Raw genomic sequence first — 16,328 nt, 5'->3', positions numbered from 1 at the left:
TAGTTTTTAGAAATAAAGACAAAATCTGCGTCCTTCGATTTCACAGATTCGAATGTCCATTTCGTATAATTGATCTAGTACTTCTTTTTTGATAATGTCGTTTGTTTTGCCTTGTCTAAATAACTTTCCTTGTTTCATTGCGACGATTTCATCTGCGTAACTCGCTGCAAAGTTGATATCGTGTAACACAATGACGATCGTTTTTCCTAATTCTTGTACAAGACGTTTTAAAATTTGCATGATCTGTACCGCAAAATTCATATCGAGATTATTGAGTGGTTCATCCAGCAAAATGTAATCAGTATCTTGCGCAAGGACCATCGCAATATACGCTCGTTGCAATTGTCCCCCAGAAAGCGTGTCGATTGTTTGGTCCTTCAGTTCTTCCAACCCTAGGTGTTGGAGTGATTCTTCGATGATCTGATGGTCTTTCGTTGTCAACTTTCCTTTCGAATAAGGAAAACGCCCGAACGATACAAGCTCTTCGACTGTGATTTTCATACTGACCTCATTGGATTGTTTCAAAATAGCTAGTTTTTTTGCCATCTCTTTGGACTTCCAAGCTTTTACTTCATTGTGATCCAAGTAGATCTCACCTGCATCTTTAGGAATCAAACGACTGATCATAGAAAGAACGGTTGACTTTCCTGCGCCGTTTGGACCGATGAAGGCTGTCAATTGTTGATCCGAGATTTCCAATTGCAAGGCCTCGACGACCGTTTTTCCTTGGTAAGACTTCTCGACACTATTCAAATTGATCATCCCAGTTCCTTCCTTTCTCGAATCAATTTTGTAATAAAGTAAATACCCCCTGTGAACTCTACAACCACACTGACCGTCGTGTTCCACCCAAACACTTGCTCAACGATCAATTGTCCCCCAGTCAAAAACAAGAAAGCAATCAAAAAACTTCCTAATAGTAAAACACCATGACGATACGTTGCAAACAAACGATAGCTGACGTTTGCGACAATAAATCCAAGAAAGGTGATTGGTCCCACCAAAGCAGTGGCTGTTCCTGTCAACAAGCTGACACAACAAAGAATAGAAAATTGAAAACGCTCTGTCTCAATCCCAAGGTTCGTTGCTTGATCCTTCCCTAGATGAAAGACATCCAGAAAATGTCTTTTATAAAAAAGGAACACCCAACAACAGCCAATCAACAATGCAGCAGGTAGGAGGTAGGCAGTCTGGACATTACCGAAACTAGCAAATAACTTCCCTTGCAACAAATCATATTCATTCGGGTCCATCACCACTTGTAAAAACGTACTGATACTATTGAAAAGTGTCCCTAAAATCATCCCAGTCATCAATAATAAGAATAAGTTAGGAGCTTCTTTTCGTAATAAAAAGAAAAATAATAACTGGCTTAAGCCAACCATCAATGCCACGTTGACTAAGAAAAAGCCTGTGCCTGTTTGCTGAAGCATCGTCACACCACCAATCAAGAAAAAGAGGAGGGTTTGAACAAGTACATAGAGGGAATCGAGCCCTAACACAGAAGGTGTCAAAAATTGATTTTGGGTAATCGTTTGGAAACTAACGGTCGCACTGCTCGTCGCAAGTGCCACTAAAATGAACGCCATGATTTTTTTGCTTCGTAAGGCCCATGCAAATGCCCAATTACCATACGTATTGATGGTCAAATAACCAATCGTCACACCAATCACGAGTAGAGACAAAATAAAAAATAGACCAGTGATCTTTTTACCCATGTTTGCGCCCCCTTACTAACAAGTAAAGGAAAATCAAACCACCGATGATCCCTACGATGACGCTGACTGGGATTTCATAAGGAAAAATCACAAGACGAGCGATCATGTCACAGATAAGCAAAAAGATACTACCAAAAATGGCGGTAATTCCTAACGTTTTATGTACCTGATCCCCATAGAGCTTTGCTGTGATATTTGGAATGATCACTCCCAAGAAAGGAATCGTCCCAACCATGATCAAAGTGATCGCACTGGCTAAAGAAACAAGACCAATCCCTAGTAGTTGCATGTTGCGATAATTCATCCCTAAATTCACTGCGAACGATTCACCTAAGCCTACGATCGTAAATTGATAGGCAAAAAAAGATAAGATAAGTAATAAAGGAATCGTTACATACAATAATTCATAATTTCCCCGCATGACTGTTGCAAAATTTCCTTGTAGCCATGAAGACATGTTTTGTACTAACTGAAACTGATAGGCGAAAAATGTTGCAGCAGAGCCGATAATATTTCCTAGCATCACGCCGATCAATGGTAACATCAGCTGATTTTTTTGTGGAAAAAATCGTGCAAAAGATAAAAATAAGAGCGTACCTGCAAACGCAAATAAAAATGCAGTTGCTGAACGAATCCACAAAGAAGCATTCGGTAAAAAGAGCATCACCACTAAGATACCCAATCTCGCACTATCCATCGTGCCAGCTGTCGTTGGTGAAACAAATTTATTTTGAGTCAGATGTTGCATGATCAACCCACAAATACTACTCGTTGCCCCTACCAGTACTAAACAAATCGTTCGCGGAAAACGTGTCGCCAACAACAATTGCATACTCTGTCCTTCAAATCGGATAATCTCCATGAATTCCACTCGAGACACGCCAATAAATAGCGAACATATACTTAAAATAACTAAAAAAACCATCAAGCGACCCACGCGCATTTCCCTTTACCTCGCTAACTGAGAATGATTCTCATTCTTATTCTAAGTGAAGCATTGAACAAAAGCAACCGTTTTTTAATGAAATAAGAGCAATCCCTATAAATTTTAGAATACGTGTACGATACAAAAATAAAATTCATTTTTGTTTCTGACCTTAAAAATGTGGGAAGCTATTTCTCAATTTCTGCCTTAATGCTTGGAGCTAAACGACTTTCTCACCACCTGGCTACACGGTGATCCAAAAGCTAACCTTCAACACTAAGCTAGAAAATGACAAAATATGAAAAACTATTTTTCAATTTTCTAGCTTACTGATCAGGTCAAAATGCTTCTGTCACAACCTCTATGTTATAATGACTTAAAACAACAAAGGAGGAAATTGGATGGCATCAGATGAATTGAAAAATCATTTGGACAAAGGAATGTATGGCACGCCCTTGGTCAACCCAGAAGAACAGCATAAATACCTAGGTACCTTTCGTGAACGTTGCTACCTCAGTATGACCGTTGCTGAAATGAATGAGCCGACAAATAAAGAAAAGTTCCTACAAGAACTAGAGAAACGACCAGAAGCATTTATTCTGATAAACGGGACCTTACCCCTGGATATCCAGAATCAATACATCCAATTGGCAACGAAAAATCAAACGAAATTCACGGTTGTAAACGATCATGTTTCCGAAGATCCGGAAAGTATTGGTCTACTGATCGCAAGCAAAGAAGCAGTGAATGAACCTGTGATCGATGTAGAAGAAAAATATCCAACGAAGCAAGAGGAAGAAGTACCCAAGAAAAAAAGCTTTTGGGACCGATTATTCAAGTGATTTCAAAAGGCAAACTAAATTTTTGAGTTTCTAATCAAAACTTGTCAGCGTTCGGATGCTCCTCTAGCAAAACAAAAATCATTCACAAACTAGATAAATCTAGTAATGTGGATGATTTTTTTGTTTATTACAATCGTTATTAAGTTATTAAGTTTTTAATTTTTTACGATTTGTAGTTTCATTGGTTCAATAGTTTCAATTTTTTGCTCCATTCCTAGGTAGTTTCCACATATTTTGATTTATCATGAACTATTTAAAATATGTGCCTTTGTCATACAATTATTGATTGCTAACACTCACTGAAAGCATCATCCCAAAACAAAGTTCTACAATTTCCTGATTTTCTTTAAAAATCTTTAGATACATGTCTTTCTTTTTTAGTTCTGTAATATTGTAAAAATCTCCATAAAAAACATCTGCTTCTTTATAAGTCAAAAATACACTGATTTGGTTTTCATAAGTCCTTATAAAGATTTTCAGCTTAAAATCACCTCGGGAAATTTTATACATGATATTACCATCACCTATATTATCAGTTATACTCTCACCTTCTGATAGGAAAAGCTCCATCAATTCTAACTCATCATATTTCATTTTCTTATCTCCCTTACTTAGGAATCACTGTAATTACTAATCCCAAATCATTAATTATTACTGTAACATCACTAGTTTCTAACTTCCATGTATTTATTTGATTTCCACGGGTTTTCACACCCTTGGATATAGCATTTTCGATTACTGATGGCGGAATATTCCTTGGCTGTACATATTTTTTTATGAAATCACTATACTCATTTGTTCCAGGAATATATCCCATATTTTTTGCGATTTTTTGTGCTCTAATATTCAATTGTGCTCTAACTTCTGGTATATCAGGTGCCATTCTTTCTAGAGCATGGCTAGAGTATTTACGGCCATTTATATTTGCACCTTCTCTATTTAAACTCCAAGATGACTTATCAATATCCCACCCACTCGCCTCCTCAATCTTACCATTCTCCACCTGCTTCACACCAGTAGTCGTCAATACTTTGTATGAGGCGTAAGTAAAGCCTAAGACCATTAAGGCTTGACCGAGTTCGGATTCGTTGATCCATGTGTAGCCGTCTTTAACGTATTGCGAGGTAGAGACGATACTGCCTAAGAGTGGGTCTAGTTTTTCGCCGGTTTCGTAATTGACACCTTGACGCCATGCTGCATTGACTTTCTCTTGGTAGGTATCGTACGTCATGAATTGGATCAGTTCAGGGTCTAAGTAGTGACCTACTTTCGTGACATATTGATACAGCTCGGGATTCACGATGCCGTAGCCTGATTGCTTGTCTTCGATTTTCCAAAAGACACGTGGGTTGCCCTCGTTATCGTGAATAATGAGAGCATAGACGTTGTACTTTTCTAGTTCTTTGTTTTTAGTTGGATCGATGCCTTTTTTCTCGTTGTCTGCTTGTTGCCATTTGTCTTGGATCGTAGTTGTCCAGGACAAATCTTTTGGCATAGAGAATGTTTTCGTTTGGCTATTCCAAGCAGTTTTCGTTTGAGCAAGTCCTTGATTGACTGCTTGTTCGAGACTTTTGATTTCTGTAAAAAATTGCGCGGAGCTTTGGTTGTAAGCTAAGAGTTTTTGGAGTTTTTCTTCCAGTTTGTGTTTCAAATCATGATACATCGTGAGTAACAACGTATTCTGACTGAGTTGAAAGCTTTGATGTTCTTCTGGCATATAAGGTGAAAGAAGCAATTGTCTTATTCCCTCGGCTTGAGTGATATACTGATTCATTTGGCGAATCTGTGCTTCTAATTCGGATTGTTTCAAGCTGATGGAATCAACTTGATTTATGTATTCCTGTGGAAATCGTTTTGCTGCTTTTTCGACCGCTTCGGAGAGTAAGATTCCTCCTTGCACGAGTGGGTAAAGTACTTGGGAAAAATAGGCTTTCGCAGCGTCGTAGGTTTTCCCTTGGAGATTGGGCGTTTGTAAAGTGAATTGAGTGATGGCTTGTTGGAGATTTTGGTAATCAGTGACTTGTTTTTGGCAGAAGTGGCTGGCACTCGTAGCTTGGGCTAAAGAATCGGACAGGTACATCTCAATACTCATATGTTGTTCTCCTTATATATATTGGTCTATTTACTACTTTCTCTAAAAATTCCTCCTTACATTTTTAAAACGCTTTCACAAAACATTATAACAAACCATTGCTATCTATAAGATGAAAGTTCGATTAGATAGGTGTTGTTACCTAATTTTATCAAGTTTGTCGTACTCCTTTGTCTTTTTTAATCGTAGAGATTGGACGACTCGTCATACCTTCACTCCTAGACTATAAGCAGTGCTCAGTAGTAATTATTTCAAAAAATAAGCAACTTGATCCAAACAGATAAGCTGTTTTTGGATCAAGTTGCTAAATGTGGCTGAATACTTTTGATACAGCCCTTATTCACGACTTATTTTAGTTCTTTTTTGGTGTGCTGATCACTTCAGGATACAACAGCTCTAAGACATTCATTGTCAGTCTTCTGCCTTGGCCAGCAAATGGATAAACGTGCATGTGCATCGCTGGATTGAAGTTCGCTTCGATGATGCCATAGGCTTGGTCATCTGTTTGAGGATCGATATCTTTATCTGGAATAATCAAGTCGATCCCACTGATTTTCGCTCCTAGGGCTTCCACTGCTTGCTGGGCAATTTGTTTATACGCGTCTGAAAATTCATCTGTTACGTCGATTGAATCGCCACCTGTACTGATATTGGAATTTTCGCGTAAATACACGATTTGATCTTTTTCAGGTACAGAATGGATGGTTAGTCCTTGCTCTTTTAACATCAACTGCTCAAGTTCACCTAACTGGATCAATTCCAATGGTGCACGATGGTGACTGCCTCTTAATGGATCTAGGTTTTTTTCAGCGACAAGTTCTTCCACCGTCCGTTTTCCGTCACCCACAACATTGGCAGGAACACGAAGTAAGATCGCTTTTACTTGCCCATCGATCACAAAGAAGCGATATTCTGTTCCAGGCATGAATGCTTCAACTAGTACAGAAGTATCTTCACGAAAAGCGATTGCTAAACCAGCCTGGTAATCTTCTAAAGATGCTCCTTCTTTGAAAATCGTGATCCCTAATCCGTAATTTGTCGATTTAGGTTTAATGACAAAGGATTGTTCTGCAAATCGTGGATACGCGTTCAAAGCCTCTTCGATTGAAGTGAATTCGGCTCCTTCAGGTACGCGGAATCCGGCCTCTTTTAGCACTTTTTTAGTGACTGTTTTATTTTCCATGATCAATGGCACAATGTAGCTGTCTTTACTTGTCATATTGGCATTTTTCACATATTCGATATGCTCTTGATGCTGCAGACGTAAAAATTGATCTGATTCATCTATGACCTTTACTTCGATGCCCTTTTGGATCGCATCAAACATCAGAATCTGTGTCGACAGTTCCATGTCACGAAATCCTGCTAATTGGTACGAACGTTCATGACTTTCTTCTTCATACTGTTTTCCTAAAGTATAAGCAAAGTCATGCTGGCTTGTTTGTTGTGCTTGCTGATAAATCTTGCCTGCCAATGTTTCACGTGGTTCATCCAATTGTGCGATCATGTCATCGATCAATGGTAGGCGTTCGGATTGTCCTAAAGCTACAAGCATCTCTTTCATGCCTTGAAGAAGCAGCATTCCTTCATCATAAAAAGCAGTTTGATCCATAGGGTTTTCTAACGACACGTGTTCATTTCGCTGCTCGCCTTCTTCGACCCATGCATCGACTGCTACGTCATGTTCCATCCATAGCATATACATTAAGAACGATTGTAAAAACTGAACTTGTGCTTGACTGATCCCTACACGTGCGTAAGGATTTAAATCAATATTTCTCAGTTCAATATAGCGAATACCTGATTTTGCTAAATCAGCTACACGTTTTCCACCACGAAAACGGATCGGTGCATAGAATTCTTTTTCTTCGGATAACTTGCCTTCTTCCACCATTTTTTCAATATCGGTTAAATATTGTTGCATTGACGCATAGGATACTTTGACATTCGGATGGTTCGTATAACCATAGGAACTATTACGAATACTGCGTACCGGTTCTGCTGGTGCTGGCTTGCCGACAAAATAGTGGTCTTCACTTAGAGGTGACGCCCCAAACAAATAAGTGATCAACCAACGATAACGCAAGAAGTTCTGTGCTGTTTTAAAATATAATTCTGTTTTAAATGCTGCAAAGTCGGTAAACTCTGTTTGTTGTACAAACAAGGATTGTAAAAGATCATCACCAAACTCAAAGTTGAAGTGAATGCCGCTGACCATTTGCTTGCGTTTGCCATATTCCTTTGCTAAATAACGACGATACAAGACATCTTCAAAATTAGAAAGCTTCGCAATCATGATCTCTTCGTCTTTTTCAGGTAAAGCCGGAGGCATGCTTAAAGGCCAGATCATTTCATCATCTGCCATTGATCGTGAAGCAACGTCGTAGATTGCTTCCAAGTATTTAAAAAGTTCGTTGATAGAATCCGTGACCGGAGTAATCAATTCGACTTGAGTTTCACTGAAATCAGTCTGGATATATGGATGATACGTACGATCTCCAAAAATCTCAGGATGATCGGTTGTTGCCAACTTTCCAGAGAAGTTCACACGTTGCCCTTCACGTTCAACCCCAAAACGGGCTTGACTAATGAACGGTAGTGAACGAGGATGCAGTAATAATTCTTTATAGTTCATGGTTAAATGTCCTCCAATTCATATGTTTCATTATAGTAAAAACCGCCAAGAAAAAGAATGAAATTGTTTGAAAATGAGAAAAAAGGGGTGTTTTTTTAAAAAAACAGCTGATATTGTAGGAAAATGACTCCAAACTGAACAATAAGATAGCACATAGCCAGACAGGACAGTCAAAAAAATCGCTGGTTCATTTTTGGTTTATACTCGAAATATTGTTCCTTGAATATCGCTAGTCCATTGGAAGGAGAAAAAAGAGCCTGAAACAAACGGAACCTCTTCAAAAATAAAGGGAAAACCACGGAAATTCAAAGAACGATTCCCGTGGCTTCTTTTTTATTTCTTGAAGTTGAACACCTTTGTTACAAGCTCTTTAGATGAACTTATGCTCATATACTGTTTATTCTTCTTTCAATAAGCCTTTAAATAGACCGATGACAAAATCATTTGGATCAAAAGCTTCTAAATCATCGATGCCTTCACCCAAACCAACAAGTTTGACCGGCAGGTGCAATTCATTACGAATGGCTAAGACGATTCCACCTTTAGCTGTACCGTCTAATTTTGTTAAAACTAGCCCTGTTACATCAGAGGTTTCTTTGAACTGTTTCGCTTGGACCATGGCATTTTGTCCTGTCGTCGCATCTAACACAAGTAAGATCTCATGTGGTGCTTCTGGTAATTCTCGTTGGATCACACGTTTGATCTTCTCTAGTTCGTTCATCAAATTGACTTTGTTTTGCAGACGTCCAGCTGTATCAACAAGTAAAATATCTGCTTGTTGTTCTTTGGCTTTTTCGATGGCATCGTAAACGACTGCCGCAGGATCACCACCAGCTTTGCCTCGAACCACTTCAACTTCTGCACGTTCTCCCCAAACGACTAACTGATCGATCGCACCCGCACGGAAGGTATCTGCTGCGGCTAACAATACCTTTTTGCCTTCCGTTTTGTATTGATGTGCTAATTTACCGATACTCGTCGTCTTTCCTACACCATTGACACCAACAAAGAGGATCACCGTTAATCCTTCTTCTTGGAGGTTCAATGTATTGACTTCATCGATGCCTTCTTGCTCATAAAGCTCAACTAATTTTTCGATGATCGCATTTTGGATCTCAGCTGGTTTCTTGGCATTTCTTAGCTTCACTTCTTGGCGTAACGCTTCAGTGATCTTGATGGCTGTTTCAAAGCCGACATCTGCACCGATCAATGTTTCTTCCAATTCTTCGAAGAAATCTTCATCGACCGTACGGAAATTCGCAAACAGTTCATTCATTCGTTCACCGAACGTTTTACGGGTCTTTTCTAGACCCTTATCATATTTCTCTTGTACTTCTACTTCTTCTGGTGCTTCTTCACCAGTAAAGGCTCGTTTGATCTTATCAAAAAATCCCATAGTATACCTCCTTTACACTAAAACAAATTGTTGGATCGCTTTTGCTACCCCATGTTCGATGTTACTTGCCGTGACATGATCCGCGGCTTCTTTGACAAAAGGCACCGCATTTTCCATGGCTACACCAAGTCCTGCGTATTCGATCATCGGTAGATCATTTTCCTCATCTCCGATTGCCATGATCTCACTACGTTCAAGTCCTAAATCTTTTGCTAATAAAGAAATACCATATGCCTTAGTGACACCTTTTGGCATAAATTCTAATAAAACATTGCGCGTTTTGATAATCTCATACGACTCATAATAAGCGCTTGGAATCTCCTTGATTTTTGCATCTAGTTCTTCTTGCTCATAGGCAATGACTGCTTTGTTCAACACAAACTCATCTGTAATATCAGCTAGTACTGCTGGTTGGAATTGCAATAAGTTGTTTAATACATTGTACATCGATTGCTTTTGAGGCGCACTAGGTAATTGCAAGACGACATTATCTGATAAAACGTCTAACGGTAAGTCTAGTTCTTGTGCCAACGCATAAAGACGATGGATATCAGACACAGACATCGCTTTTTTCTCGATGATTTCACCAGTATCATTTTTCTGGACTAAGCCACCGTTGAAGGTAATGCTATAATCGCCTTCTTCGACTAAACCTAATTCTTGTAAATAGTGAGCCATCGCTGCTAACGGACGCCCCGTGCATAAAACGATTTTTACCCCTTGTGCTTTTGCTTGAGCCAAAGCTTGTTTATTCTCAGATGAGATTTTCTTTTCTTCGTTCAATAGTGTTCCGTCTAAATCGATAGCGATTAATTTGATCATTTCGTCCCCTACACTTTCGTTTCACTCATTCTTCCTTCTTCATTGATGTCTTCCATACGGACAGAGACGATTTTTGAAACCCCAGACTCTTGCATGGTCACACCGTATAAGACATTCGCAGCAACCATCGTCCCTTTACGATGCGTCACTACAATAAACTGTATATCGTCTTGGAACTCGCTGAGATAGCGACCAAAGCGTTTGACATTAGCTTCATCTAGCGCAGCTTCGACCTCATCAAGGATACAAAACGGTACAGGGCAGACACGAATAATCGAAAAGAGCAACGCAATCGCAGTCAATGCACGTTCTCCTCCTGAAAGTAAACTTAAACTTTGTAGTTTTTTACCTGGAGGCTGAACTTCGATTTCAATCCCTGTCTGCAACAAATCAGTCGGATCAGTCAACACAAGCTCTGCGCGACCGCCACCAAACATATTTGGGAAAACGATTTTGAATTCTTGGCGGATTGCTTCAAAAACTTCTTTGAAACGAGTCCGTACCTCATCGTCCATTTCATCCATTGTTTCAAATAATTGATCCTTAGCCGATAATAAATCATCCCGTTGCGCAGCCAAAAAGGTATGACGTTCATTCACTTGCTCATACTGCTCAATGGCGTTCAGATTTACTGGGCCTAAACGATCGATTTGTTGTTTCAACGAAGCAACTTCTACCCGGCTGTTCGCTACATCCGTTGTTTCTTCATAAGATTCACAGGCTTTTTCATAATTCATCTGATACTCCGTTTGAAGATAATTCAAATGATTATCCAAAATCATTTCCGCACGATTCTTTTGGACCTCTAACTGTGACTGCTCTGTCAAAAGTTCTTTTTGTTTACGGTTTTCAGCTAATAGGTCGGCATCCAACGCATCGATGGTCGTTTGCATTTCTTCACGTGACTGTTTGGCGTCTTCTAGAGAAGCTTTTAAGCGATCTCTTTCTGTCGCTAAATCAGCGATTCGTTGATCTAAGCTTTCTTCTGTCAGTTCGTGATCAGAGAAGTCCGCAGTCAATGCATGCAGTTGTTGTTCTAGTCCTTCTTGTTTGGCTAATGCCTCATTTTTTTGTACACGTGCGCCACGTAGTTGGATCTGTAAGTGATTGTATTGCTCTTTCAATACGGCTAATGAGGCTTGCTCCTGTGCTTGTTTTTCCTGGATCTGCGCGCGACGTTCTTCCATCTTGTCACTTTCTTGACTCAATGAACTGATTTCAGCATCGATCGCTTGGCGTTGTACTTCTAGTTCTTGCTGTTTTGCTAAAAGCTCTGCCTGTTGTTTTTGGTAATTATCCATGAATTGTTGCAGTTCACGCGTTTCATAACTTGAGATTTGCTGTTCTTTTTCAAAACGAGTGAGTTCGTTGGCCACATTTTGTCGTTGATTTGCTACTTCTTGTTCTTCAAAGCGTAACTGTTCTCCTTGTGTCCGCAGAAGTTCTTGTTCTTCTGCCAAAACCGTGACTTCTTGTTGCAATGCTTGGACTTTCTTTTCTTGACTTTGCAATTCCTGATCGGCTTGTTGAAACTCACTAGTCAATTGTTTTAATTCTTGATTTTGTGCAAACAAACTTCCTTGATTGCCTCGCTTCGTCGCCCCACCAGTCATTGAACCACCGGCATTCATGACATCACCTTCTAACGAGACCACACGATACTGGTAACGAATTTGTTGGGCAATGGCATTGGCACTTGCTAAGTCTTTTGCTAATAGAATCGTCCCTAATAGATTGTGAACGATTGTCTGGATCTGTTCGGGATAAGTCACTTGTTCGCTAGCGATCCCAATAAACCCGTCAACTGTTTGCGCTTGTGCAAAAATATGTGCAGGTAATTGACGAGGTTTGATTGTCGTTAATGGTAGAAACGTTGCTCGTCCGCCTTTTTGTTGTTTCAGATAAGTGATCGCTTGACGTGCATCGCCTTCATTTTCAACAATGACATGTTGCGCTGAACCACCCAAAGCTGTTTCGATTGCCAATGTATAATCAGCTGGAACATCGATCAATTCAGCAACCGCTCCAACGATACCTGAAAGACGTTGTTTTTGTTGCAAGATCAAACGAACACCTTGATAGAAGCCAAAGTAATTTTCTTGGATTTCTTGTAAACTTTTCTGACGTGCCCGCAATTGTTGGACTTGGTTCATCAGTTGATACATTTTAGGCTGTTCTTTTGCCAAGCGCTCTTGTGCTTGTTTTCCTTTTGTTTGCACAAGTTCAAGTGACGCTTTGACCTCATTCAAAGCTTGCTGTAGCTTTTCATGTCGCTCTGTCAACTCGATTTGCTTAGCGGACATTTCCGCAACATTCGCTTCCACTTCCGATTGTTTGGCTAGTGTTTGCTGACTTTTAGATGTCTCTTGGACATATTGACGCTCCAAGTACTTCAATTCATTGCCGACAGTTGCTTGTTCTTGCATTAGATCGACATACTGATCGCGCAATTCTGCCAATAATTCTTTTGTTGATTTTTGGTATTTCTCCAATTCTTGTTGCGTACTCATCAGTGCTTTTTCAGCCTGTTGGATCTCTGCTTCTTTTTGACTAACTTCTTGTGTCAAAGTCGCTTGTAATTCTTCAAAATGAGCCACTTTTTCTTGCACTTCAGTTAAAGAAGCTTGGTATTCTTTTGAGCTCTTTTGGGTATGCTTCGTTCGCTCAAGTAATACTTCTTTTTGTCCTTCTGTTTGCTTTAATTTTTCTGACAACGCTAATAACGTTTGTTGATTTTTTTCGATCATACGGTCGGCCTGGTTATTTTGTTTACGTTTGTCGGCTAATAACTGTTCCTTTGTTTGGATCTGTGTCGTTAAGGACGTTAGTGATTGGTTGAACTGATCTAATTGTATTTGTCGTTCATCCCACTCTTTTTTTGCCGCTTTGATTTCAGCAATCATCAAAGCGATATCTGTGTTAGTCAATGTTTCTTTTAATCGTAAAAACTCCTTCGCAGCCTCACTCTGGGCGGCCAAAGGAGTTAATTGCTCTTCAAGTTCATAGATGATATCTTGGACACGACTTAGATTATCCTCTGTTTCAAAAAGCTTTTGCTCCGCCTTTTTCTTGCGCTGTTTGTATTTCAAGACTCCAGCTGCTTCTTCAAAAATCCCTCGTCGGTCTTCTGGCTTACTACTAAAAATTGCTTCGACTTTTCCTTGAGAGATGATCGAAAATGATTCTTTCCCTAAGCCAGAATCCATAAATAATTCTTGGATGTCTTTCAAACGGCAAGGTTGTTTATTGATGAAAAAGTCGCTTTCACCTGTTCGACGGTAACGACGTGTCACACTGATCTCACTATACTCTAGTGGCAAGTAATGATCAGAGTTGTCTAATACGACGGTTACTTCAGCGACATTCAATTGTTTACGGGAATCAGAACCGGCAAAAATAATATCCGGCATTTTCCCACCACGAAGGCTTTTCGCAGACTGTTCTCCTAGTACCCAACGGATGGCCTCGGTAATATTACTTTTCCCGCTACCGTTTGGTCCAACGACCGCTGTGACACTATTTTCAAACTCAATGATTGTTTTATCTGCAAATGATTTAAAGCCGGCTATTTCAATGCGTTTTAAATACACGAAGTCTTTCCCTCACTTACTTAGTGCTGCTAAAGCATTCTCAGCAGCAGCTTGTTCTGCTAGTTTTTTCGATTTTCCTTGTCCAGTTCCAATCAACCGATCATCAACGTATACTTCGATCCAAAAAATACGTTCGTGTGCTGGACCTTCTTCATTGATCAAACGATATTCGATCAACACGTCTCCTGCTTTTTGCAATACTTCTTGTAATCTTGTTTTATGATCCATCTCATGGGAAAAAGCACCGGCACGTACCTTTGGAAAAATCACCGTTTCAATAAACGTATGTGCTGCGTCAAATCCTTGATCAAGGTACAACGCTCCTAAAAAGGCTTCAAACAGATCACAAAGAAGCGCTGGACGGGTTCGTCCACCTGAGTTCTCCTCACCTTTTCCTAACAGGATGTACTGGTCAAAACGACATTCCTTGGCAAATTTGGACAAACTATCTTCACGCACGATAGCTGCACGAGTTTTGGTCAATTTTCCTTCTGGGATATCTGGATACAAACGATACAGATATTCAGAAACCATTAACTCTAATACAGCATCTCCTAAAAACTCAAGACGTTCGTTGTCGGATAGTTGCAAATTGCGATGCTCATTCACATAGGATGAATGGGTAAAAGCTTGTTCAAGTAAGTTTAAATCGTGAAAAACGATGCTATACTTTTCTTTCAATTCTTTTGTTAGCTGATTGTCCATTTCCCACATTCCTTTATGGCTATTTTTTCAATACTTCCTTATTATACTGGTTTTTTATAAAATATGAAATGGTTGAGACAAAAGGTATGAAAAGCTTTATAAACCATGTTGGAGATTCTCTTTCATAAAAATATATTAAAACTTGTAATATTCCTAAATCCAGATCATTACTCATTAAAGAACAAAAAAGCACTTTTCAAAAAACAGAAAAATGCCTTTTTAAAGTTATATTAATTGTAGTTGGAATCAGCGATTATTCAGTCAGTATGATTTATCATACGTATATTTAAACAATGTCCTCGGATTTTAATAGGAGTACTTCCATTACAATATAAGCAATGAACATATCTTGCTCTTTTCATTTCTATGTAATCTTAAAAAATAAGCAACAACATCAGATTTTATAGGTATGAAGTATATCTGATCTGATTAATGCATCTTGTTAAGTAGACAAACTAATTTATGTATTATCGTTCAAAATCGTTCTTTCAATATCCAAAAAATTTTCTGCCTCTTCTTCGTATCCAAGCAACCTTAGCATCTCAATAGTTATCGAGCCATCAAATTCAAAATCCCCAACGACAGACTGATACAATCGGAAAAAAAATTTCCAATATATTCTTCCTTTTAAATAATCTGAGTCCTTTGTTTCATCATACAAAATTCCTAACAAATCCAAAATCCTATCATAATTTTTTTCGGAAAATTCTAAAATGATAGAGTTTATAATAAATTTTATTAATGCGTGTTGATATTTAGGTATACCTTTAAATTTCCTAAACTGATTGAGCACATCCTTATATTGAAATAATCGGTATTCCTTTTTAAAGACTCCTAAACAATTAGTATACATTGCTAATTCAAAATATCCCCACTCCTCTATCCTACTCAAATAATCCAAAATTTTTTTTGATTCATTTTCATCTATCTTACCAAGTTGATAATTTGGCAATTTTTCAGCGACTGCTTTTATTTGAACAATTAGATACAGAAAAAAAACGTCTTTACTTTTTTTATATTCTTCTTGTAAGTTATCTAAATACTCTTTTGCATGATACTCAGAAATAATTGCACTCCTAAAATTTTTTCGTAGGTGCTCTTTTTTACTTAATTGATAGTTATAATACTCCAAATAGTAGTCATCTATTTGAATATTCATTCTTTCCAAGTATTGCCAAATGGTATCTATGTCAATTCTAGCGGTATCATTTTCAAACCGCTGTAATGTGCTTATCGAATGTACCCCTGCGCTCAACTCTCTTCGTGTTATTCTTCTATCGGTTCTTAATTTTTTAATCAATTCCCCATGTTCCATATAAAATCACCAAATTTTCTACTTATTTTTGACTAACTTTGGTGCAAACTATCAAATAATCTTATTATATAACTAAGATACATTATAACATTTCGTAATACACTAAATAATAATACAGTAAGGAACTAATCTATAACAACTATAATTATCTTTATTTGGCAATCGCATATCTTAATAAATAAGGAATCGACCTAATCCAAATGAGGAATATTACTTGAGAAAACATCAATAAAAAGAACAAAGGTTCATAAAGTTTTCCTATAACAATCGGAAGATAAAAACTTTAAA

General features: G+C 38.5%; 12 protein-coding genes. 1 reads left to right on the top strand and 11 read right to left on the bottom strand.

The annotated features are described in order from the left end of the window. Nucleotides 1–6 precede the first annotated feature (6 nt). From IGK77_RS00780 to IGK77_RS00770, 3 genes are read right to left on the bottom strand one after another with little or no spacing between them, the layout of a single operon-like run. Nucleotides 7–762, bottom strand: a complete 756-nt coding sequence (locus IGK77_RS00780; RefSeq protein ID WP_074800032.1) for an iron ABC transporter ATP-binding protein — start codon at nt 760–762, stop codon at nt 7–9. Next, entirely contained in the window at nt 759–1,718 is a 960-nt protein-coding gene (locus IGK77_RS00775) for an iron chelate uptake ABC transporter family permease subunit (RefSeq protein WP_071868048.1), read from the bottom strand. Before IGK77_RS00775 ends, IGK77_RS00780 begins: the two co-directional genes overlap by 4 nt. Next, on the bottom strand, nt 1,711–2,661 hold the full coding sequence (locus tag IGK77_RS00770) for an ABC transporter permease (protein WP_071868049.1): 951 nt from the start codon (nt 2,659–2,661) through the stop codon (nt 1,711–1,713). The genes IGK77_RS00775 and IGK77_RS00770 overlap by 8 nt, the downstream gene beginning before the upstream one ends. Nucleotides 2,662–3,044: 383 nt before the next feature. Here IGK77_RS00770 and IGK77_RS00765 point away from each other — a divergent pair, with 383 nt between their 5' ends. Continuing rightward, nucleotides 3,045–3,485: a YueI family protein gene (locus IGK77_RS00765; protein ID WP_071868050.1), complete on the top strand. Its 441-nt coding sequence runs from the start codon at nt 3,045–3,047 to the stop codon at nt 3,483–3,485. Between the two features lie 279 nt (nt 3,486–3,764). Here the strand turns inward: IGK77_RS00765 and IGK77_RS00760 are convergent, their stop codons facing one another. The 8 genes from IGK77_RS00760 to IGK77_RS00725 form a co-directional block, all read right to left on the bottom strand. Continuing rightward, entirely contained in the window at nt 3,765–4,079 is a 315-nt protein-coding gene (locus IGK77_RS00760) for a hypothetical protein (protein WP_071868051.1), read from the bottom strand. 13 nt (nt 4,080–4,092) lie between these two features. Further along, entirely contained in the window at nt 4,093–5,577 is a 1,485-nt protein-coding gene (locus IGK77_RS00755; RefSeq protein WP_233433745.1) for an LXG domain-containing protein, read from the bottom strand. A 352-nt stretch (nt 5,578–5,929) separates the two neighbouring features. Continuing rightward, nucleotides 5,930–8,212: a bifunctional glutamate--cysteine ligase GshA/glutathione synthetase GshB gene (gene gshAB / locus IGK77_RS00750; RefSeq protein WP_074800029.1), complete on the bottom strand. Its 2,283-nt coding sequence runs from the start codon at nt 8,210–8,212 to the stop codon at nt 5,930–5,932. A gap of 397 nt (nt 8,213–8,609) precedes the next feature. Then, the gene (gene ftsY, locus IGK77_RS00745; protein ID WP_010734424.1) at nt 8,610–9,608 is read right to left on the bottom strand and encodes a signal recognition particle-docking protein FtsY; all 999 of its coding nucleotides are present in this window, start codon (nt 9,606–9,608) and stop codon (nt 8,610–8,612) included. 12 nt (nt 9,609–9,620) lie between these two features. Further along, entirely contained in the window at nt 9,621–10,430 is an 810-nt protein-coding gene (locus IGK77_RS00740) for a Cof-type HAD-IIB family hydrolase (protein ID WP_010734425.1), read from the bottom strand. An 8-nt stretch (nt 10,431–10,438) separates the two neighbouring features. Further along, nucleotides 10,439–14,020 carry a chromosome segregation protein SMC gene (gene smc, locus IGK77_RS00735; RefSeq protein WP_074800026.1) on the bottom strand — a complete coding sequence of 1,194 codons (3,582 nt, stop codon included), beginning with the start codon at nt 14,018–14,020 and terminating at the stop codon, nt 10,439–10,441. A 12-nt stretch (nt 14,021–14,032) separates the two neighbouring features. Beyond that, complete coding sequence (gene rnc, locus IGK77_RS00730; RefSeq protein ID WP_074800023.1) at nt 14,033–14,725, bottom strand: ribonuclease III; 693 nt, start codon at nt 14,723–14,725, stop codon at nt 14,033–14,035. Nucleotides 14,726–15,185: 460 nt separating this feature from the next. Beyond that, on the bottom strand, nt 15,186–16,040 hold the full coding sequence (locus IGK77_RS00725) for a helix-turn-helix domain-containing protein (RefSeq protein WP_430604291.1): 855 nt from the start codon (nt 16,038–16,040) through the stop codon (nt 15,186–15,188). Nucleotides 16,041–16,328 lie beyond the last annotated feature (288 nt).

This window comes from Enterococcus sp. DIV0806c (assembly GCF_051710905.1).
GTDB lineage: Bacteria > Bacillota > Bacilli > Lactobacillales > Enterococcaceae > Enterococcus_B > Enterococcus_B mundtii.
The sequence above is the reverse complement of the archived record's forward strand: the minus strand, read 5'-3'. Positions and strand labels throughout refer to the sequence as shown.

Excerpts from the sequence above, each read along its gene's own strand:
- IGK77_RS00775 (WP_071868048.1), bottom strand. The coding sequence starts at position 1,718 with ATGGGTAAAAAGATCACTGGTCTATTTTTTATTTTGTCTCTACTCGTG.
- ftsY (WP_010734424.1), bottom strand. The coding sequence starts at position 9,608 with ATGGGATTTTTTGATAAGATCAAACGAGCCTTTACTGGTGAAGAAGCA.
- IGK77_RS00765 (WP_071868050.1), top strand. The coding sequence starts at position 3,045 with ATGGCATCAGATGAATTGAAAAATCATTTGGACAAAGGAATGTATGGC.
- rnc (WP_074800023.1), bottom strand. The coding sequence starts at position 14,725 with ATGGACAATCAGCTAACAAAAGAATTGAAAGAAAAGTATAGCATCGTT.
- IGK77_RS00740 (WP_010734425.1), bottom strand. The coding sequence starts at position 10,430 with ATGATCAAATTAATCGCTATCGATTTAGACGGAACACTATTGAACGAA.
- IGK77_RS00770 (WP_071868049.1), bottom strand. The coding sequence starts at position 2,661 with ATGCGCGTGGGTCGCTTGATGGTTTTTTTAGTTATTTTAAGTATATGT.
- IGK77_RS00725 (WP_430604291.1), bottom strand. The coding sequence starts at position 16,040 with ATGGAACATGGGGAATTGATTAAAAAATTAAGAACCGATAGAAGAATA.
- IGK77_RS00760 (WP_071868051.1), bottom strand. The coding sequence starts at position 4,079 with ATGAAATATGATGAGTTAGAATTGATGGAGCTTTTCCTATCAGAAGGT.
- IGK77_RS00780 (WP_074800032.1), bottom strand. The coding sequence starts at position 762 with ATGATCAATTTGAATAGTGTCGAGAAGTCTTACCAAGGAAAAACGGTC.
- gshAB (WP_074800029.1), bottom strand. The coding sequence starts at position 8,212 with ATGAACTATAAAGAATTATTACTGCATCCTCGTTCACTACCGTTCATT.
- IGK77_RS00755 (WP_233433745.1), bottom strand. The coding sequence starts at position 5,577 with ATGAGTATTGAGATGTACCTGTCCGATTCTTTAGCCCAAGCTACGAGT.